Origin of the sequence: Paenibacillus chibensis (assembly GCF_004001045.1) — a bacterium.
GTDB lineage: Bacteria > Bacillota > Bacilli > Paenibacillales > Paenibacillaceae > Paenibacillus_AQ > Paenibacillus_AQ chibensis.
Map to the genome: position 1 here is coordinate 253212 of NZ_BIMK01000003.1, position 20445 is coordinate 273656.

Genomic DNA, 20445 nt, shown 5'->3' on the forward strand with positions numbered 1-20445 from the left:
TTGTATCATAGGCTGGGCGAATACAGATAAGTGGATCCTAGCGCAGACGGTATGCCGCGTCGCTCCACAGCAGCTCATTTTTGAAGCGCTGGATCGACGTGTTCTTATCGATAATGACGGCTTCAATGCCGGCCATTTCGGCAAAGTCAGTCAGATTCTCCGCCGTGATCGCATACGAAAGCACAGTATGATGCGCTCCCCCTGCCAGAATCCACGCTTCAGCCGATTCACGCAAGGAAGGCTGCGGCTTCCACAGCACCCGTGCGACCGGCAGCTTCGGCATCGGCTTCTCGATTTTCACGCCGTCGACGACATTCACCAGCAGGCGGAAACGGTGTCCCAAATCGACCAGGGATGCGTTGACCGCTGGACCGTCCTGGCCGTCAAAGACGAGGCGGGCCGGATCCTCCTTATCGCCGATGCTCAGCGGATGCACCTCAACCGAAGGGCGGGTGGCCGCAATGGTTGGGCATACCTCGAGCATATGGGCGCCAAGGATCATATGATTGCCGGGCTCAAAATGATAAGTGTAATCCTCCATGAAGGACGTGCGCTTGTTATCCGCCAGCACCTTCAGCACCCGCGTCAGCGCCGCCGTCTTCCAGTCGCCTTCTCCGCCAAAGCCGTACCCCGCTTCCATCAGGCGCTGAACGGCAAGGCCCGGGAGCTGCTTCAGACCATGGAGGTCTTCGAAGGTCGTCGTGAACGCTCCGAATCCGCCTGCTTCAAGGAAACGTTTCAAAGCAATTTCGATGCGGGCCTGATAAGCAATCGCTTCCCGCACTGGACCGTCGCTGAGCCCTGCCTTCGTGATCGTATACTGCTCCGCGTATTCGTTCAGCAGCGCTTTGACCTCGCTGTCACTGACCTCGTTTAATATCTGAACCAGATCCCCGACGCCATAGCCGTTCACCGACCAGCCGAATTTGATCTGGGCTTCGACCTTGTCTCCGTCCGTCACGGCTACCTCACGCATGTTATCGCCGAAACGCGCCACTTTCAGGCGGCGGCTCTCGGCATACGCGGCTGCCGTGCGCATCCAGCCGGCAATGCCCTCCCGGACTTCAGGATCTTCCCAGTGCCCGACGACGATTTTGCGGGCAATCCCGAGGCGAGCCCCGATATGTCCATACTCCCTGTCGCCATGCGCAGACTGGTTCAGATTCATAAAGTCCATGTCCATCGTATCCCATGGAATATCGCGATTGAACTGGGTATGGAAATGAAGCAGCGGCTTCTGCAGCTGCGAAAGCCCTGCGATCCACATTTTTGCGGGAGAGAACGTGTGCATCCAGGTGATGATCCCCGCGCAGGAAGCATCGCTGTTAGCCTGCACGATCAGGCTGTATATTTCATCCGGCGTTGTCACGATGGGCTTGAACACCACCGGATAGGTGAACATGGGATCCTGATCCAGCTGCTCCGCCATCGTCCGCGAATGCTCAGCTACCTGCTCCAGCGTCTCCGGACCGTATAAATGCTGACTGCCTGTTACAAACCAAAATGAGTGCGGTTTCATATTCATCCTGTTAGATCCTCCCGAATTCATGTAAATGTCTCATCCAACTTGTACGAACATATATAACACCAATGAGATAATAAATAATTTGTACGCACAACTTGTATGGCTACATTTTATGACCGATTTCTTGAAAAGGCAAGCGGAATTTTATCTTTTCCTGCACTCATGCATGGGATATGATGGTAGTATACTTTCGAGGTGAGCTTTCCCAAGGAAAGCTTGTCGGAGACTGCTTTGCTTCTTCAGAATCCTTCCGAATCATTCCCTCTTACCCGTTACAGCTTGTTTTCTTCAGACCCATTTAAAAATATGACACGTAACCTTCAGGAGAAATGCCCATGAATAATTCGTTTGTCCTGTTCTCATCTTCTCACCTGATCGCACTTCTGGTGCTCGTTATCGCTTCATGGCTGCTTTATGCGTTCAGGCACAAGCTGCAAAAAAGCGCCCGCACGAAGATCATCATGCGTTGCGCGCTCATCCTCCTGCTGACCGGATCCGAAGCCGTGCTCGATATCTGGAATGCCGCGGAAGGGACCTGGAGCCTGCAGTATACCCTGCCTCTGGAGCTTTGCAGTCTGACCCTGCTGCTCTCAATCGTGATGCTTCTGACCAGAAGCCGTCTGCTGTACGGCATATTGTTCTTCGCTGGAATAGGCGGCGCGTTGCAGGCTCTGATTACACCCAATCTGGGCTACGCTTTTCCGCACATCCGGTTCTATCAATTTTTTGCCGCGCATATTCTGATCGTTCTTGCCTCTCTGTATATGACCTGGATTGAGAATTACAGACCGACCTGGAAATCGATCGGACTCACCATGGTCTTTTTGAATATCGCGGCGCTTATCGTCGGCATCATCGATTATTTCTTGGGGTCTAACTATATGTTTCTGATGCATAAGCCTTCCACCGCGTCTATCCTGGACTTTCTCGGTCCCTACCCTGTTTATCTGCTGGCTGAAGAAGGCATCGCCCTGTTGATCTTCACCATCATGCAGCTCCTGTTCTTCGTCCTCCCCAGCAAAATATCCAAGGCGGGTAAAACTCGCGGTCATTCAGCAGGATAAAGACATCGGTCTGCGTCCTCTCCCGCTTATCAGGAATCCTAAGCATCGCTCCGTTGCCTTCGATTGTGCTATCGACCGGTAAGAACTATAATAGACGGAAGAATCTATCGGTTTAGTATGATATAACATATAAAGGAGCGTTCATACAGCCATGACACACCCTAAAGTGGTACAAAATATTACCGAGCTGATCGGGCAAACACCTGCAGTCCGTCTTCAGCGCCTTGTTGACGCAGCGGATGCCGAAGTATACGTCAAGCTCGAATTCTATAATCCAAGCAAAAGCGTGAAAGACCGTGCCGCCTTCAATCTGATTGCCCAGGCTGAAAAGGACGGGCTGCTGAAGCCCGGCTCCACGATCATCGAGCCTACGAGCGGCAACACTGGAATCGGCTTAGCCATGAATGCGGCCGCCAAAGGCTACCGCGCGATCATGGTCATGCCGGACAACATGACCAAGGAACGGATTAACATCTTAAAGGCCTACGGGGCCGAAGTGGTGCTGACCCCAGCGGCGGAACGCATGCCGGGTGCGATTCGCAAGGCTGAGGCGCTCAGCAAGGAGATTCCGGACAGCTTCATTCCGCAGCAATTCGAGAATGCGGCCAATCCGGATATCCACCGCCGCACGACGGCGCTTGAAATCATCGAGCAGATGGACGGCCGGCTCGATGCCTTCGTCGCCACTGCAGGCACCGGCGGCACGATTACCGGCACGGGCGAGGTGCTGAAGGAGCGTCTTCCCGGCATCGGCATTTATGTCGCGGAACCCAAGGGATCTCCGGTGCTGTCCGGCGGACAGCCGGGTCCGCATAAGCTGGTCGGTACAAGCCCGGGCTTTGTCCCTTCGATTCTGAATACGAACGTCTATGGCGAAATTTTTCAGGTGAGCGATGAGGATGCGCTCGAGACCACGCGCAGACTCGCGCGCGAAGAAGGCCTCCTCGTCGGACCTTCCTCCGGCGCTGCCGTATGGACCGCCCTGCAGGTTGCCCGCCGTCTCGGCCCGGGCAAGCGGGTGCTGTGCATCGCTCCTGATACAGGCGAACGGTACCTTAGCATGGGGATATTCTAACCCACCGGGTAGTGCCTTGCCCAGCAAGTAAACAACCTGAATGACAACAAGCCGCCCCTGCAATTCCTTTTCGCAGGGGCGGTACGTTATACCGTAATGTTTATTCTTTTAAATGAGCCGTGAATATCATCTTGGCATGCAGCCGTCCCATTAGGAGGCGGCTATTTGCTATTTCACGCTATTGTAGCGTTCATACGCATCCGTACGGATTTTCACCAGCTTATCCAGTCCCATTTCATTCAGCTTCTTCACGTAGGCATCCCACTGCTCGTCGATGCCGCCTTTGGTGATCCACTGTGCACGGTTCGTTCTCACATAAGTATCGATATCGGTCGTCAGCGTCGGCAGCTCCTGGAATTCTTCCGCCGTGTACATGACACTCGGGAACGGCGTCGTGACGTAATCCTTGCCGAGCTTATCGATTTCAAGCTTCAATCCGTCCCCGTTCGAAGGATCCAGAATGATGTTTTTCTCAAAGCTTGGGCTGACGTATTTCGGACCGAAGTCGCGAACGGAGCTGTCCCAATACCAGGCGTCCGCGCTGGTGCCTGCCGGCGGATTCATGAGCGAGTACGTGCCGTCGTCGTTTTTCTTGATGACGGTGCCGATCGCGCCCCAGAAGTTCTGAATGCTGGCTTCATTGGTATAGAATTGGTCTGCCCAGCGAGCCGCCACTTCCGGCGTTTTGCAGGATGTCGTGATCAACAGCTCGTTGCGTCTGTAGCTGAGCCCGTTCGGATCACCTACCTGATAACGCTTGCCATCCGGTCCGGAAATCGTCGGAATCGTCTCATATTGATCCTTCCACTTGCCGAACACGGCATCCGGCGTCCATTGATGGGTGAATCCGACCAGCGGGACATCCGGGTTCTGCTGTTTGGCTGTCAGCATCGTGTTGTCCTGCGTGAACAATTCCTGGTCGATCAGGCCTTCGGAGAACAATTTATGCGCCCATTTGATTCCCTCTTTATATTCATTAGAAGTCGGATAGTAAACCGGCTTGCCGTCCTGGATCATCATACCTGTCGCATTCAGGTCCGTAATCCCGAAAGGATTCAGCAAATCCATGCTGATATCGCCGGAGCCGCTGTAGGGAATTTCATCCTTCTTGCCGTTTCCGTTCGGATCATTCTCCTTGAAAGCCTTGAGCACGTTGTACAGGTCGTCGAGCGTTTCAGGAGCCTTGAGTCCCAATTTGTCCAGCCAAGTCTTATTGATGACCGGCTGATTCTGGGTCACGGGGCGGGAAGGCAGCCTTGCCGGCAGCGAATACATTTTCCCATCCGGGAACGTGCTCAGCTTCTTCAGCTCCGGTGACTCCTTCATGGCGGCTTTCAAATTCGGCATGTACTGGTCGATATAATCGTCCAGCGGACGGAATGAACTGATATTATTGACGATATCCGAGTCGGAGAAGGCGATATCGCCGAACACGACATCCGGCATCGTGCCGCTGGCCAGCATGATCGATTTTTGTTCGGCCCAGTCATTGGAGGACATGACCTGCCAATTGATTTTGACATTCGTTTCTTTTTCCAGATTTTGCAGCCAGGTATTTTTCGTGAATGTATCGCCCATATTGCCCCAGCGCACGGTGAGCACGTTCAGGGTTACCGGGTCCTTAACGATCGGCAAGCCTGTTTTGTTAAACGAACCATCGGTTTCCGCGGCTGATTTCCCTTCCTCTTTACTGCCGCCGCAGGCCGTCATGCCTACCAGAAGCGCAGACACAACGCCGAGCGTCATCAGCAATCTCCCAACTCTTCTTGTTTTCATTTCCTGATTCCCCCTCATTTGGATTCACAGCATGGATCATTCCTTAACCGCCCCGATCATCACCCCCTGGTTGAAGTACTTTTGCAAGAACGGATAGATACACATGATCGGTATCGTCGATACGATGATGACGGAATAACGCATCATGTTGGCAAGCCGCAAAGCAATGTTGGCTGCTTCGCCGCTGCCGAGACTGGACTGCATCTGGTTGGTGATCAGAATGTTGCGCAGAATCAGCTGCAGCGGATACAGATTCGGATTTTTCAAATAAATCAAGGCGTTAAAATAAGAATTCCAAAAGCCGACGGCAATCCATAAACCGAGCACAGCGACGATCGCCTTGGAGAGCGGAAGGACGACGAGAGCATAATATCGCAGGTTGCCGCACCCGTCGATCTGGGCTGCTTCCCATAAATCGCCCGGAATGCTCGTCTGGAAGAAGGTCCTCGCCACGATGATGTCGTACACCACAACCGAAAACGGAAGCACCATCACCAAAAACGTATTGTACATATGAAAATCACGGATGGTCAGGAATATGGGAATCAATCCCCCGCTGAAAAACATCGTAAAGATAAAAAACAGCGATATGAACTGGCGGCCGACCAAATCCTTTCGCGACAGCGCATACGCTGCCGATATGTTAACGACAAGGCCAATCAACGTGCCGACGACCGTATACAAAATCGTGTTCCGGTATCCGATCCATATGTTCTCATGCTTCAAAAGCTCCTTATATCCGTCCAGCGTGAAGCCTTTGGGAAACAGCCATACCTGCCCGTTGCCGACGGCGGAAGGATCGCTGAAGGAGGCAATCACGATAAAATACAGCGGATACACGAGAAGGATAAGCAGCAGCACGGCAACGACATACATCGCCACTTCCAGGACGCGGTCGGATGCCCGGTTATTCATTTTGCCTGCCGCGGTATTCGTCACAGCTTCCATCATTTGCATTCAAGCCTCCTTCCGCTACCATAGACTGTTGTCGCTGAGCTTTTTCGAAATTTGATTCACGAGAATGAGTAGAACGAAGTTAATCAGGGTGTTGAACAGATTGATGGCCGAGGAGAAGCTGTACTGGCTGCTTAACAGGCCGATTTTGTACACATACGTGGAGATGACCTCGCTTGACGAAATATTCAAATTGTTCTGCATCAGATACACCTTCTCGAAGCCTACACCCAGCAGCCCGCCCATCCGGAGAATGAACAGCGTGACCGCCGTCGGCACCAGCATCGGGATATCGATATAGCGAATTTTTTGCCAGCGGCTTGCTCCGTCCACCGTTGCCGCTTCATACAGGCTGGGGTCAACCGCAGACAAGGCCGCGATGAAAATGATGCTGTCCCATCCGGCATGCTGCCACACATCCGACCACACATACACACTGCTGAACAAGCCGGCGGACCCCATCAAATTCGGTGCCTCTGCGCCAAATAAACGGTAGATGTTCCCGATCAGCCCGCTTCCCGGAGAAAACAGGATCAGCATGAGTCCCACCATGACGACCGTGGAAATAAAATGCGGCATGTAGGTCACCGTCTGAAACACCCTTTTGAACCGGTTCACCCGCATTTGATTGACCATCAGCGCAAGCATGATCGGAATCGGGAAGGTAACGATGCTGTACAAACTGAGGATCAGCGTATTTTTGATCGTGATGGAAAACTGATACGAATGAAAGAACTTTTCAAAGTACTTGAATCCCGCCCAGGGGCTTCCCGATATGCCCAGAGCCGGACTGTAATCCTTGAATGCGATCACGACGCCGTACATCGGCTTATACGCGAACAATATGAGCAGGATGGTTGCCGGCATCAGCAGTACGTAAAGCCCCCAATTCCTGCCGATCCTTCCGAACGTCCTCTGCATCGCGCCGCCTGTTTGACCTGTTTTCAAACCGACTCCCCCTTTCCCTTTTTTCTCTGACCCGGTGTCTGAACAAGTTTCATTATATCTGCCTGCGCCGGGCTTAGGCGGACTTCGTCGCAGCATTATCCGGACCCTCTTATCGCCTGGCCTGTCCATCTCTGGTAATGACTGACATTATCCGGACTTTTTGCTGGTACTATCCGGACTTTAGGGAAAAAGCATAGATTCGCACATGTTGTTATGGTGAGGGGTTCTATATAATGTATATTAAAGCGCATTCATTTCATTTTATTGGAAGAGATAAGCGAGGATACCCTATGAGGTTCATACCCAAACGATCAAGCAAACCCTACCCGGTCAAGCATTACGTGAACATTATGCTCTTTATCTTGTTCACCGCGCTGATTCTGGATTTTATCATCAGCTATGCGTCCATCTCGATCGTGAAACAGCAGTCCACCCGCAATTTGAAGGATACGGCAGACCTGTACATCAACCGGATCAATCATGACTTCGCTTATATCAACCACTATATGGGATGGACCTTGGCCAATGACGAGATCATGAAAACGATGGACACGAACAGCATGCATTCCACCGCATTTCTCAAGTCCAACACGCAGCTTCACCAGCGGTATACCGAGCTTCAGAAAAACTACGGGCAAGAGTACAATTTTTTCTTTTATTTAAAGAGCAAGAATTTTTTTCTCAACTGCGCTCCCTTAAGCATCCAATATCCCGATTATCTCGAGCTAAAAAAACAGATCATTTCCTACACGGAAGATAAAAATGTTTATGAAAAGTTCTACTCCGACTGGACCCCCGTTCTCGTGAAGGGCAAGTACTACATTATCAACATCGTTCCCTACAATGACAGTTATCTGATCTGCCTGATCTCTGCAGATGAGCTGATCCGCCCGCTCAGAGGCATCAATCTCGGCGAGAACGGCTCCGCTTCGCTGGTCAACGTGAACCGGGAAAGCATCACCACCCCGATCGGCGTCAGCGAAAAGCAGCTGCAGACTATCCCGGCCAAGCCTGCGATTCTCAGCTTCGTGCAGTCGCAAACGACGGTCAGCCGCCAGTTCTCCAACGCCTCGTTCCGCGTGCAAATGGTCATCCGGTTCGGAACGTTCGAGAAAATCATGATCGCGCAGCTGCTTATCATTTTACTGGCTTTCATCATCGCCCTGACGCTATGCGCGGTTATGCTGTACTTCAACAAACGGGTTCTGCGGCCGATTCAGGTCTTCTCCGATAATCTGACGCAGCTTCAGGAGGACAGCGAGGATCTGGATTTTACAAGCAGCAAAATCATTGAGCTTGAGCAAGCCAACCTGCAGGTTCAACATCTCATCGAGCAAATCCGCACCTTCAAAATCGATATTTATGAACGCGAGCTGGAGAAACAGCGGATTCAGCTCGACTATATGAAGCTGCAGATCAAGCCTCATTTTTTCCTGAACTGCCTCACGAACATTTATAGCATGGCGCAAATGCAGATGTACGCCGAAATTGAGCAGATGGCCTTGTCCACGTCGAGGTATTTCAGGTATATCTTTCAGAACGGGCAGGATTTTGTCCGGCTCAAGGATGAAATCGAGCATGTGCGGATTTACTTGGATATTCAGCAGCACCGCTACCCCCATGCGTTCACGTACCAGATCGAGGAGCAGCTGGACACGCAGCAGGTCGGCATCCCCCCGCTCGTGCTTCAGACCTTTATCGAAAATGCGGTCAAATATGCCGTATCCCGGGTCACTGAGGTAAGCATTCGCCTGACGGTCAGCCGCACGGCCGAAAAAGAAGCCGACATGGCGGTCATCCATATTACCGATACCGGCCCCGGCTTTAGTCCTCAGATTCTCGAACAGCTTGCGAGCGGACAGCCGCTCGACCAAAGCGACGGGACGCATATCGGCATCATGAATACCCTGCAGCGCCTGGAGCTTCTCTACCGCCGCAAAGCGCGAGCCCGTTTCTATAATCTGGCTGAAGGCGGCGCCGGCGTGCTCCTTTACCTGCCGATCCATCCGCCGGAATCTTTGTGAAAGGAGGCTACTTTCGAATGAATGCATTGCTGGTTGATGACGACTATTTCGTCGTCACGGCGCTGGAGAAAAAGATCGACTGGAAGGCGCTCTCTATTGAAAATATTTTTACTGCCTATAATGTTTCCCAGGCGCGGGACATCCTGCAGCAGCACCCGGTACATATTCTCATCTGCGATATCGAAATGCCTCAAGGCAGCGGGCTGGAGCTGCTGGCCTGGATCCGTCAGGAAGAGTACAGCGTGCAGGCCATATTCCTGACCAACTATGCAGATTTCAATTATGCCCAGAAGGCGATCGAGCTGCAGAGCTTCGATTATTTTCTCAAGCCGATCGAATTCGATAAGCTAACCCTCATTATCCGCAAAGCCGTGACCAAAGCCAATGAAGAACAAAATATCGAAAAAGCCATCAAGGAAGGATTTTTGTGGAAGAAAAACCAGGACAAAATCGTCGAGCATTTCTGGCGCAAGCTGATCACCGGGAAAAGCTTCCCTTCCGATCCGGCCGTCATCGCCCGTACCATCGCGGAGCACAATGTGTCGTATCAGATGAGCGATACGTTCCTGCCCATACTCATCAAGGTATTTCCTTATGACGGCAGCCTGGGCAAGGAAGATAAGGACCTGTTCGATTACGCGCTGCTGAATGTGCTTTATGAGCTGTTTCAAAGCCCTTATTACTCCATTGAAACGATGCTCGAATACAAGGATCACAACTGGATTGCGATGTTAAGATGGGACGCTCCGCCAGAGCTGCACCGGATGGAAGAGCTATGCTCCTCATTTATCGAGAAGGCCAACCGTTTTCTCAGATGCGATGCCTGCTGCAACATAGCGCAGGCTTCCTCCCTTTCGTCCGTTCACCCCGTGATCCGCCAGCTGATCCATATGAACGAGGAAATGATCAACAGCCGCAACCGGATTTTTTTCCTGGAACAAGCCAATTATGAGGAAGCCTCCTACATCCCTCCGAACCTGATGCTGCTGGAGGAGCTGCTGGACCAAGCGAATCCGGCCGCATTTCTCGAGGAAACCAGCCGGTATCTGCACAGCCTGGTCAACAATCAGTCCATGAATGCGTCGCTGCTTCGCTTGTTCCGGCTGGATCTCGTGCAGCTCGTCTACTCTTTCCTGAAAAGCAGGGAGATTCAGGTCCACAGACTGTATACCGGCACCATGAATGACCAGTGGTTCATGCAGTCCCTGAATTCCATCGAAGATATGGAGAAATACTTGACCTATCTGGTACACACAGCCATGAAATACCGCGATTTCGCGGAGCAGCCCAAATCCGTGGTTGAAGAGGTTCAGCAGTATATAAGCAAGCATTACGGAGACGATCTCACCCGAACGAGTCTTGCGGAAATCGTCTTTCTAAACCCGGATTATCTCGCGCGGCTGTTCAAAAGAGAAACCGGTATTTCGCTCGGAAACTACATTATCGAAGCGCGCATCGGCATTGCGAAGCAACTGTTAGCCACAACGAATATGTCGGTTCACACCATTGCAGGCAAAGTCGGTTACTCGAATTATTCCTACTTCTCCAAGCTGTTCAAGCAGGAGACCGGCTGTGCGCCGTACGAATACCGGAATTTACAGCAAACAAACCGTCAACATTAAAAATCCCGAAACCGTATACGGCTTCGGGAAGGCATGAACCCTGTACCGCCCGGATACGGGGTTTAGCCGTTTCGTTGATCGGCAGGGACGCTTCGGGTGACCGGGTCCGCAGTCTGCTCGGTTTGCTTCACTTTTTTCAGCTGAGCCACGATAATAATGCTGATTACCACGAGCAGGAACCACGAGCTGATTTTACCGATGTGCACGAGTCTCCAGGCATGATGCTGGTCCGGATACTGCCATGCCCCGAAAAAGGTCGATATGTTCTCCGCCACCCAGATGAAAAAGCCGATTAGCACAAAAGAAAGCACGAGCGGCATGCGAAACGTTTTGCCGGCCACATCAAAGTACACGAACGTCCTGAAAAAGATGATCGCCAGAAGCAGCGTGAGCCACCAGCGCAAATCCCATAAATAATGATGGGTAAAAAAGTTCAGGTAGATCAGAACGCTGATCCCAACCGTCCAATACGCACGCGGCCAGCCTGTGATCCGCAGATTCATATGCCGCCATGACTGGCAAATATAGCTGGCTACGCTCGCGTACATAAAGCCGCTGTAGAGAGGCACACCGCCGATTTTACTCCAGCCGTCCTCCGGATACGACCACGAACCCATATGTACTTTATATAATTCCAGCAGCAGTCCGATGATATGGAACATGCAGATGACCTTAAACTCATCCCAGGTTTCCCATTTGAATGCGAGCATCAGCGCTTGCGCGAGAATGCATATGATCAAAATGAAATCATACCTTGGCAGACCAGGAATATGAATCAGCTTCGAAGCGGCCAATGTCAGGAAAATGACGGCCGGAAAGATACAGGAGCGGGCTTCCAGCAAACCGAAAACGATAAATCTATAAAGAGGGCCGACCTGTTTCGTAACCGTCTGCTTCAAAGGATCACCTACTTTCTTAGGTTCAGGAATTTCTTCCATATCGTAACACTTATGACCGTAAAATAAAATCCGCCATCCCATGTATCCATAGGATGACGGATTGTACGATTGCCGGCTTTAAGGAATATACTGCTGAACGATTTTCACGACTTTACCGTCCTGAACGGTCAGGTGATACGGAAAATTTTTCATGTCCATCAGCTTGTCATTGCTCATAATAGCCAGGTATTTATCCAGCGACACCGGCTCATTCCAGTTGATCTGCATTCCCTCGTACGTGCCGTCATGGTCGTAAAGCTGCATCAGCACCTTGGCGTCCGGCGCAACGTTGTAGCTTTGGAGAGTATGGTCGTCGTTAATAATGTAATAGCCGTCCGGCGCTCCACCGAGCTCCTCCGCGGCTTCCTTATCGCGTTCCATGAACTTCTGGTCGGCTGCAGCCCCTTCGTACCACTCGATCGGGTCTGCTTGAATGACCACATGTCCGTTTTCATTGTGCAGCGATGTTATATAAGCTGTTACTGTGTCCTCGCTCGGAGGAACCGGGGTATATTCCTTATCCGTTCCGACTGCGCTGGCCGATGTCACAAAGCTCAGCAGGGCGACGATCATGAGGGTAGCAAACAGCGTCAATTTTTTCATTGAAAATATCTCCTTTATGGACAATGTATTTCATTTCCATATCATCCATTACCCTGCTGAGTTATTTTCAAACGAGATGATGAAAAAATTATCCCTGAAAACCTCATGGGGGCGCGGTGATCTTATAGCTTTACTATAAATCATCGCCTGCGCCAATTCGTCACAATAAGGTTACAGCCATATCAAATTGTTGTCATGATCGATGCGCTTTCAGCCCTCACGCCCGGTTGCGCTCCAAAATCTCTTTCAGCTCTTCCAGCTCATGAATTTCATAGGTTGGAACGATGCCGGTCGTATTCGGAAGGCGGCCCGGATTATACCAGCAAGTATCGATGCCCACATTGTTTCCGCCTTGGATATCCGAGGTCAAGGAGTCGCCGACCATCAGCATTTTCTCCTTCTCCGCGCTTCCAATTCTGGAAAAAGCATGTTCAAAAATTCCCGGCTGCGGCTTCTGAAAACCCGTATCCTCGGACACGATAACCGCTTCGAAGAAATCCTTCAGCTCGGACCGGCCGATCCGACCGACCTGCACCTGCTTGATGCCGTTCGTGATGATCGCCATGCGGTAACCGTGATCCTTCAAATACAGGCATAGATCCAGCGCCCCTGCCAAAATGAACGCCTGCTCCGAGAGCGATTGAATATATCGGTCGCTGATGACGCCCGCGTCTTCATTCAGCCCCTGCTCCACGCAAAATCTTCGGAAGCGTTCCACCTTCAGCTCGGTAGAATTGATCTTTCCCTGCTCCAGCTCCTGCCACAGCCCGCGGTTAATACGGTTGTAACAGTCCGTGATTGCGACATCCTCGGGGTCAAGCTGCATGCTTGCCAGCACCGCGGACAAGGCGCGGGCTTCGGACATTTTGAAATCAAACAAAGTTTCGTCGGCGTCTAATAAAATCCATTCGTAAGACAAATCGCAGGCCTTCCTTCTATGTAAATATCCAGGCTGTCATGTGCCTGTTTCTTCTATTAGTGTAAGTGAAACAGCATTTTTTATCCACCGCGTCAGAGCGAAGGACGGCTCCCAGGCGGCTCGATATACGACTCCAGTTCCTTCTCAATCTCCTCATCACTCATTGATTCATCCGGATCCGGCAGCAGGCCCGCCCGTTTTTCCAGCTCCTCCATCCTGCTCCGCAGTTCCCGGATCGCTCCATATTGATAGCCGACGAAGCCGACGAGAAGCATGGTGAAAATAAAGGATCCCGTCCCGCCGAACAACCAGCCAAATAACAGATTGCCGCCTATAAATATCAAAATAGCCAAAAAGAAGTAGCTCATTGCCTTTTCCTCCCTCCTTCCTTGCTTGCTTGACTGAGTTTCCTCCACGATTTCTCTGGCAGATAAGCGGAAATAAAGTATATTTATCCATATTTTAGATAAAATAACACCCATCTGCCGGTGCTTGTTTTGTGATCATACGTCTTCAGAACCGCATTTGATTTTCCGGATTTACTAATGATATAATAATTCACGAATTTAGTTATTTTATGTCTAACTTTTAATAAACTGAACTATATAACGGAAGGCGGAATAGAAATGAAACGTGTACAAGGAAAAGTAGCCATCGTCACCGGAGGTGCATCCGGAATCGGTTTGGCGTCCTCACAGCTGATGGCCAAAGAAGGCGCAAAGGTTGTGATCGCCGACTATAACCTGGAGGGCGCTGAAAAAGCCGCTCAAGAACTCGCGAGTCAAGGCTTCGAAGCCCAAGCCATGTTCCTCGACGCTTCCAAGGAAGAATCCATTAAAGAGGTCGTAGAGAAAACCGTTGAGGCTTATGGCACGCTGAACGTCATGTATAACAACGTGGGCGGCACCAATCTGAAGAAGGACCTGGACATTGTCAACATGGACATGTCTGAATGGGACCGCGGTATGAAAATGAACCTGGATAGCGTCGTTTACGGCTGCAGATATGCCATCCCGCATATGATCAAAGCCGGCGGCGGGTCCATCATCAATACGGCATCCATGGCCGCATTTGCCAGCGATTCCGTCCGCACCGTGTACGGTGCTTCCAAAGCGGCAGTCGTTCAGTTGACCAAATACGTGGCCACGCAGTACGGCAAGCAGAACATCCGCGCAAACGCCATCGCTCCGGGGCTGATCCTGACGCCAGCAGCCAAAAACAATCTGCCGGAAGAGATGCTGCATATGTTTCAGAAGTATAACGCCCTGGCATACCATGGCGAGCCTGAAGACATCGGATATACCGTCGTCTTCCTGGCCTCGGACGAATCCAAGTTCATTACCGGGCAAACCATCCAAGTGGAAGGCGGCCATTACCTGGCCAACCCGACCGTTCCGGAAATGCGTGAGCTCATGGCAAAGAAACAGTAATGTTGAATAAAAGATGGGCGCTAAAGCAGCGCCCTTCTTTTTTTTGAATACCTATACCTTGCGTTTAAATACCGCAATTACTTCCCGCGATTGCCCTTGGCCGTAGCTTGTATCAAAGCATGAAACCAGCTCCCAGCCCTCGATGCCGTAGCTGTTCAGCAAATCCTCGAAGTCTTCTTCCTTGACCTTTCCCCCGAGGAATCCGCCCGGGGTATATTTCACCGTTTTGTATGCCCACTGCTCCATAATCTTCAACTCGCCTCCTCTCTTATCCACCGCGGCCGACTGAAAGCATATCCGAAACCCACTGGTAACACCGCTGCAGCTCCTCGTCGCCGACAAGCTCCGAACGATGTTCAAATTGAATCAGAACATCCGGATTCTCCTCCCGAATGACGGTAAGATATTCTGCAATCGGCGCCCAGCCTTCGGCAAGGTGCTGCTCCGGCAGTACCGGATACCGCAGCCTGACGAAGCCGTCGCCATACTGCAGATTCCAGAGATGGATCACCTGCGCAAATTTGGCGTATTTCCGCATGAGCGGCACGGATTGAAACGAGGGATCTTTTCGCTCCTGCAGGTACAGCCTGCCGGTATCCAGGCACAGCCGGATCGCCCCGTATTTCCGAAGCAATCCCTCAAGCGCATCCGACGCATAGACGTACTTGTTCAGCGCGTCGAACTCCAGTACAGGCGTAAAGCCGTACTGCTCGCTTTGCGCAGTCAACCACTGAAAAAGCTCCTCCGTACGCTCCAGGAATACGTCAAAGGAATACTCGCTTTCGTACACATATTCAAGGCGGTCGCTAAAATGCCAGCTGCTCCAATCCACGCGGTTATCCAAAATAATCGGCTTCGGGTAATGGAACAGGATATATGCCGGACGCAGCTCCAGACGCATCAGCTCGTCCAGTTCCGCCTGGATGAGCCCGAAGGCTTCCCTGCGCCGCCCGGCTTCCGTGGACATCACAAGCGCATCACGGATGACGCGCCCGTTGTCCCGAAGCGGAAAATGAACCCCGATTTGAAAGGAATGCTCTGCAGCCGCATCCTTTAGCGCACGCACATCCTCTTCAGTCTTCAGCAGGCAGGCTTCAATGCCGTAAAATCCCGTCCGGAAATCCCGTTCGAATTTCTGCCGGTCAAAACTGCCGTATTGTCCGATCATGAAGCGGTTCATCTTCATTTTTTGTCCCATACCACGATGAATAAGGTTGCCAGAGGCCCGATCAATAACGAGATGAGAAACCAGTTCAGCCCGCTGCGATTTTTTCCCTGCGCCAGCCCGGCATTGATCAGGGCCAAAGTCCCCCAGCCTACCACATAACCCCCAGATCCGTTATTCATATTCGTTACCTCCCCATTCATACAAATGGCCGCTGCCCGATTTGGTTTCGATTGACAGCGGCATGAGCCCTTCTATTCTATTGGATTCTATTCCTTCTTGCCAGATCCAAAACCAATCGAGTAATTGTCCGGATCGGCAATCGTAAATTCCTTCCAGGCTCCCCAGTCCGCTTCCGTCAGAATCGGCTCCTGAAGGAATCTGGCTCCTCTTGCTTTCAATTCCTCGTACAGCTGATTCAAGTCGCTGTGTGTATCGACATATGCATATGTATCCCAGGCTACCGGCTGATCCTTGCCGATGGTATTCGGCTTTACGTCTTCAGGCTTGTTTGCCTGCAGCAGCTTGAAGCCGAGGGCAAACTCATCACGTACGGCCCAGAAATCATTCACCTCGCAGCCCAGCACCTTTTCATAAAATGCCTTCGAGGCCGTGAGATCGGATACAAGGCGAACCTGAACGGAAAACTCGATTTTGCTCATTGATATGACCCTCCGTAGATATGTTTTCGAATCGCTATGTTCTTAAGACTCATTCGATCATAATCTGCGTGACTTTTCATGCAAGTAGATATCCAGTGCCCTGATCGCTCGCGTAGCAAAACGAATGAATAAGATCATACAAGCAATGCTCAATCCTCCCAAACCTAAAAACAAAATCATCGGAATAATCGCGACTACACTACCTGATCCTTCCATCGTTCCCTCCCCCTCCCACCTTAAACGTATAGAAACCCGGCGACAGTCACCAGCTATCACCCACTATTTTACACGAAATCTAATTTTAGGGATAGATAACGCTGTAAAATTGATCCGAAATTCGGATCAATGCCGTTTGCCGATTCGGTTCGCCAAGATCCCGGGCCAGAAATGCCTCAAAGCGCTGATTCATCAGATCCAGCTTCTTGGCGCAATCATACAGCAAATTCATGCGCTCGACATACGCGCCATACACTTCCATAATATCGGCTGTAAATATGCGTTCAAGGTAAGCATCCTTGTCCTCAAAATATCGGCGTGCCTGCTCCTTGGCCTCCCCGTTCACATCCTCGCGGGAGAGGATCGAGTCCAACCGGTCGCGCTGTACCATGACTCGCAGGGGAGCTCCCTCCTCAGGGGTCTCCAGCAGTTGAATAATGTGTTCGGATGAACTGCTAGCATCAATATGGCCGCAGACGCGGATATGCCCGTCATAGCTGCCTTCCTCTTTTCATCAGGTATACTCACCTGCAGAATATCATGTTATAAACAAAAACCCGACCTCCGGCAGGACCGGAACCCGGGTAATGCTGCGGCAAGCGGTTTAGAAGGTATCCTTCAAATAAAACGGCTTGCATTGGTTTTCGAAGTAGCTTTCCAGCCCCGAGCTTCCGTTCAGCTCAATAAATTCAATAGGCGAATATTGCACTTGCACCGATTCGGCGATTTTGCCGCATTCTTCGATGATGTGGTCGCCTTTGCCGATGTAGCTGATCGCGATCAGCGTGCGCGGCGCCCGGTCGGTGCGCGGGTTGAACACCTGGGCGTTATACGCGCAGATGACATTTTTCAAACGCTCGTGGAAAGCGGTGGTTAATCCCTCCAGCAGCTCTGTCGGCGGTTCGGCAGGCGGACCGATCATGGTCTGCGTGTTTTTTTCCACCACATAGGCTTCCTGGGCGTTGAATACGGAGCCGTCAAGGATCGATTCGATCTCGCGGGCACTGAATTCTTTGCCGAACGACGAACCCGGATTCAGCAGCACGTCCGCCCCTTTGGTCAGATTGAAAAAATGCACCGCATTGATCGCCAGATACTGCACCGGCTCTTTGATGAAATCCTGCATGCGGGTCAGGGAAGAAAAAATCGGGAGGTATCTCTTCTCGTTCATTTCTACGCTCAAAAGCTGCACGGACTGCCCTGCGGTCAGCTCGGTTCGCTCTTGTACGGGGCTTGTCCCGCCTTGGATCGCATAAATTTCGGAATCACGGAGTTCCTTATAAAAGTCAGGTCTGGCAGAGGGCTCGCTAACCGCTTTGGCAAGCTTCTCCTCCAGCGTATTCGCAGGCTCAAAAGACATGGTTGATGCTCCCTTCAGGAATGTATCATGGATAAGGACCGATATAGGTAGTGTACCTCTCTTTGGCGATTAACTAAAGCCCTTTCTCCTCATATTTATGGTGTGATGATTTGCCCGAGCGCTTTATCCAGGGTTGGATATTTGAACTCGTATCCCGCCTCCAGCAATCTTTCCGGAATAACCCAGCGGCTCTTAAGAATCAGCTCGGTTTCCGTCCGGATGACGCGGGCGCCCATTTCCAGCATCCATGCCGGCGCCGGGAGCCCGAAGGGCATCTTCATCGCTTTCCGCAGCTGCAGCATCAGATCCTTGTTCGTGACGGGATTCGGCGAAGCAGCGTTGAATACTCCGCTTAAGTCCGGACGCGCCCGCAGGAAAAGAATGATGTCCAGTATATCCTCCAGATGAATCCAGCTGAATTTTTGATAACCGGGGCCTTGAACGCCGCCAAGTCCGAACCGCACAAGGTTGCGGTAAGGAATCATGACCCCTCCGCCGCGGCCCAAAACGATGGCTATTCTTAGAGCAACCTGCCGGGTATGGGGAAGATCGAAGGCGAAAAATGCCTGTTCCCACGCTTTGGCCACATCCACGGAAAAGCCTGAGCCGATCTCCCCTGCCGCTTCGGTCATCGGCCGGTCCTCGGCATGACGATAAATGGTGGCGGTGCTGGAGTTGATCCACAGCGCCGGCGGCTGCTCGCAGTCAAGCACCGCTTGCCCAAGGATCGCGGTCGTCTCCGTGCGTGAGTTCAGGATGTCGGCTTTGTTGGCATCATCATAACGGCAGTTCACCGATCGGCCAGCCAGATTGATCAGCATCTCTGACTGCTCCAGCGCTTTCCGGATTCCGTCCGCGTCGTTCCATGCCACATGACCGGGCCTTCTGGATATCATGACGACCTCGCTGCCAAGCTCTTGGAGCTCTCGTTCCAGATACGTTCCGATGAACCCCGTTCCGCCGGCGATAACGACCTTTCGTTTCATTCTCGATCTCCCCTTCCCCTGCTATGGTTAAACGCTATGCGTATTCCTGCGGCGGTAATAGACGAATACGGCGGCAAAAGCCAGAACAACAGCTCCCGCGGCATACATCCACCAAGCATGGCTTTTCTCTTCGCCACCTGCATACGGTCCTTGATAGACGGCCCTCACATAGGTCTTCTCATCCGCCTGAACCGCGATCTGCCGCTCCGTGCCGATGCCGGTGATTTCATAATAAACCGTCCCTTTCGGATACTGGTTGGAAAAATTGCCGCGATAGGTACCTTCCTGATCGGAGTAACGCGTGACCTTGCCAATGGGCTTCCCGATCAGATCCCGGCTCAACGTGTCCGTTGTCACCGCATAGATACTGCCGTCATAGACCACGAACGGATAGGCCCAGCTGGCTGATGCTGCTCCATTCATCAGACCGAACAAGATCAACATCACTGCTGCGAGCTTTTTCATGCCTTAGCCCCCTTTTCCGAGTGAATACAGGTAAGCTGCATGTCGTCCAGCTTAATCACGCACCGTCCATTCACGGTAAAACTGTTCCAAGTACTGCTCCATAAAAGCATGCCTCTGCTCGGCAAGTTCCCTGGCATAAGGCGTATTCATCAAATCTTTCAGCTTCAGCAGCTTCTTGTAAAAATGGTAGATCGCCGTTTTATGGTTAGACCGGTAATCCTCCTGCGCCTGCGCTTCGTCGCTCAGGCCCGGATCATGAATAATCCGGCCCTTGGCACCCGAATAAGCGAAGGTTCGGGCGATTCCAATGGCGCCCAGCGCATCCAAGCGGTCCGCATCCTGGACAACTTGACCTTCGAGCGTAGTCATCGGCGGATTGTTGCCCCCGTTGTACGACATGGTTGAGATAATCTCCATCACCCTGCCGGCCAGTTCCTGGTCATCGGTATGATCACGCAGCCAGCCGCGCACCTTATCGAGTCCTGCTTCCTTGCTCTCGTTCAGCTTTTCGTCAGCAATGTCGTGCAGAAGTGCTGCCAGCTCGCACACGACCACATCGGCATGCTCCTTCGCTGCGATCACCAGCGCATTGTTGCGCACGCGTTCGATATGCCACCAATCATGCCCGCTCGCCTCGCCGGAGAGCTCCTGTTGGACGAATAGTTCCGCTTGATGTATCAATTCATCATGTTCCGTCATGCTTGTTCCTCTTT

General features: G+C 51.8%; 22 protein-coding genes. 5 read left to right on the top strand and 17 right to left on the bottom strand.

Annotated features, from left to right (window positions below):
* Positions 1 to 37 precede the first annotated feature (37 nt).
* Positions 38 to 1525 carry an L-arabinose isomerase gene (gene araA / locus PCH05_RS03515; RefSeq protein WP_127600713.1) on the bottom strand — a complete coding sequence of 496 codons (1488 nt, stop codon included), beginning with the start codon at positions 1523 to 1525 and terminating at the stop codon, positions 38 to 40.
* Between the two features lie 335 nt (positions 1526 to 1860).
* On the opposite strand from araA, the gene PCH05_RS03520 reads away from it, so the two are divergent.
* Together PCH05_RS03520 and cysK are read left to right on the top strand one after the other, a co-directional pair.
* Positions 1861 to 2589, top strand: coding sequence for a YwaF family protein (locus PCH05_RS03520; RefSeq protein ID WP_246049337.1), 729 nt, complete (start codon positions 1861 to 1863; stop codon positions 2587 to 2589).
* A 151-nt stretch (positions 2590 to 2740) separates the two neighbouring features.
* On the top strand, positions 2741 to 3664 hold the full coding sequence (cysK, locus tag PCH05_RS03525; RefSeq protein WP_127600718.1) for a cysteine synthase A: 924 nt from the start codon (positions 2741 to 2743) through the stop codon (positions 3662 to 3664).
* A gap of 168 nt (positions 3665 to 3832) precedes the next feature.
* Here the strand turns inward: cysK and PCH05_RS03530 are convergent, their stop codons facing one another.
* Genes PCH05_RS03530 through PCH05_RS03540 form a run of 3 tightly spaced genes read right to left on the bottom strand, consistent with a single transcriptional unit; the run spans position 3833 to position 7315 of the window.
* The gene (locus PCH05_RS03530) at positions 3833 to 5440 is read right to left on the bottom strand and encodes an extracellular solute-binding protein (protein ID WP_127600720.1); all 1608 of its coding nucleotides are present in this window, start codon (positions 5438 to 5440) and stop codon (positions 3833 to 3835) included.
* 36 nt (positions 5441 to 5476) lie between these two features.
* The gene (locus PCH05_RS03535) at positions 5477 to 6397 is read right to left on the bottom strand and encodes a carbohydrate ABC transporter permease (RefSeq protein WP_371860508.1); all 921 of its coding nucleotides are present in this window, start codon (positions 6395 to 6397) and stop codon (positions 5477 to 5479) included.
* Positions 6398 to 6412: 15 nt separating this feature from the next.
* Positions 6413 to 7315 (bottom strand): ABC transporter permease, encoded by a 903-nt coding sequence (locus PCH05_RS03540; RefSeq protein WP_127600870.1) that lies wholly within the window; start codon positions 7313 to 7315, stop codon positions 6413 to 6415.
* A 377-nt stretch (positions 7316 to 7692) separates the two neighbouring features.
* Here PCH05_RS03540 and PCH05_RS03545 point away from each other — a divergent pair, with 377 nt between their 5' ends.
* Entirely contained in the window at positions 7693 to 9366 is a 1674-nt protein-coding gene (locus PCH05_RS03545) for a sensor histidine kinase (protein WP_246049346.1), read from the top strand.
* 17 nt (positions 9367 to 9383) lie between these two features.
* A complete protein-coding gene (locus PCH05_RS03550; RefSeq protein ID WP_127600724.1) occupies positions 9384 to 10988 on the top strand; it encodes a response regulator transcription factor in 1605 nt (534 codons plus the stop codon).
* 62 nt (positions 10989 to 11050) lie between these two features.
* Here PCH05_RS03550 and PCH05_RS03555 read toward each other — a convergent pair whose 3' ends face one another.
* The 4 genes from PCH05_RS03555 to PCH05_RS03570 form a co-directional block, all read right to left on the bottom strand.
* Positions 11051 to 11887 carry a DUF817 domain-containing protein gene (locus PCH05_RS03555; protein WP_371860509.1) on the bottom strand — a complete coding sequence of 279 codons (837 nt, stop codon included), beginning with the start codon at positions 11885 to 11887 and terminating at the stop codon, positions 11051 to 11053.
* A gap of 117 nt (positions 11888 to 12004) precedes the next feature.
* Entirely contained in the window at positions 12005 to 12529 is a 525-nt protein-coding gene (locus tag PCH05_RS03560; RefSeq protein ID WP_127600726.1) for a hypothetical protein, read from the bottom strand.
* Positions 12530 to 12746: 217 nt separating this feature from the next.
* Positions 12747 to 13448: a YjjG family noncanonical pyrimidine nucleotidase gene (locus PCH05_RS03565; RefSeq protein ID WP_127600728.1), complete on the bottom strand. Its 702-nt coding sequence runs from the start codon at positions 13446 to 13448 to the stop codon at positions 12747 to 12749.
* 92 nt (positions 13449 to 13540) lie between these two features.
* On the bottom strand, positions 13541 to 13816 hold the full coding sequence (locus PCH05_RS03570) for a hypothetical protein (RefSeq protein WP_127600730.1): 276 nt from the start codon (positions 13814 to 13816) through the stop codon (positions 13541 to 13543).
* A 258-nt stretch (positions 13817 to 14074) separates the two neighbouring features.
* Here PCH05_RS03570 and PCH05_RS03575 point away from each other — a divergent pair, with 258 nt between their 5' ends.
* Complete coding sequence (locus PCH05_RS03575) at positions 14075 to 14878, top strand: SDR family NAD(P)-dependent oxidoreductase (protein ID WP_127600732.1); 804 nt, start codon at positions 14075 to 14077, stop codon at positions 14876 to 14878.
* Positions 14879 to 14929: 51 nt separating this feature from the next.
* Here PCH05_RS03575 and PCH05_RS03580 read toward each other — a convergent pair whose 3' ends face one another.
* The 9 genes from PCH05_RS03580 to PCH05_RS03615 all read right to left on the bottom strand — a co-directional run bounded on the left by PCH05_RS03580 (position 14930) and on the right by PCH05_RS03615 (position 20431).
* Positions 14930 to 15154, bottom strand: a complete 225-nt coding sequence (locus tag PCH05_RS03580; RefSeq protein WP_246049338.1) for a DUF4177 domain-containing protein — start codon at positions 15152 to 15154, stop codon at positions 14930 to 14932.
* Positions 15147 to 16064, bottom strand: coding sequence for a sugar phosphate isomerase/epimerase (locus PCH05_RS03585; protein WP_307719501.1), 918 nt, complete (start codon positions 16062 to 16064; stop codon positions 15147 to 15149). Before PCH05_RS03585 ends, PCH05_RS03580 begins: the two co-directional genes overlap by 8 nt.
* Positions 16061 to 16225, bottom strand: coding sequence for a hypothetical protein (locus tag PCH05_RS27145; protein WP_164766522.1), 165 nt, complete (start codon positions 16223 to 16225; stop codon positions 16061 to 16063). The genes PCH05_RS03585 and PCH05_RS27145 overlap by 4 nt, the downstream gene beginning before the upstream one ends.
* An 87-nt stretch (positions 16226 to 16312) precedes the next feature.
* On the bottom strand, positions 16313 to 16705 hold the full coding sequence (locus PCH05_RS03590) for a VOC family protein (RefSeq protein ID WP_127600738.1): 393 nt from the start codon (positions 16703 to 16705) through the stop codon (positions 16313 to 16315).
* Positions 16706 to 17006: 301 nt separating this feature from the next.
* Positions 17007 to 17312 carry a hypothetical protein gene (locus PCH05_RS03595; protein WP_127600741.1) on the bottom strand — a complete coding sequence of 102 codons (306 nt, stop codon included), beginning with the start codon at positions 17310 to 17312 and terminating at the stop codon, positions 17007 to 17009.
* Positions 17313 to 17525: 213 nt separating this feature from the next.
* Positions 17526 to 18281, bottom strand: a complete 756-nt coding sequence (locus PCH05_RS03600) for an enhanced serine sensitivity protein SseB C-terminal domain-containing protein (protein WP_127600743.1) — start codon at positions 18279 to 18281, stop codon at positions 17526 to 17528.
* A gap of 95 nt (positions 18282 to 18376) precedes the next feature.
* Positions 18377 to 19267, bottom strand: coding sequence for a TIGR01777 family oxidoreductase (locus PCH05_RS03605; protein WP_127600746.1), 891 nt, complete (start codon positions 19265 to 19267; stop codon positions 18377 to 18379).
* Positions 19268 to 19294: 27 nt separating this feature from the next.
* The gene (locus PCH05_RS03610) at positions 19295 to 19732 is read right to left on the bottom strand and encodes a hypothetical protein (protein WP_174806221.1); all 438 of its coding nucleotides are present in this window, start codon (positions 19730 to 19732) and stop codon (positions 19295 to 19297) included.
* A 51-nt stretch (positions 19733 to 19783) separates the two neighbouring features.
* A complete protein-coding gene (locus PCH05_RS03615; RefSeq protein ID WP_127600748.1) occupies positions 19784 to 20431 on the bottom strand; it encodes an HD domain-containing protein in 648 nt (215 codons plus the stop codon).
* Between the last annotated feature and the right edge of the window lie 14 nt (positions 20432 to 20445).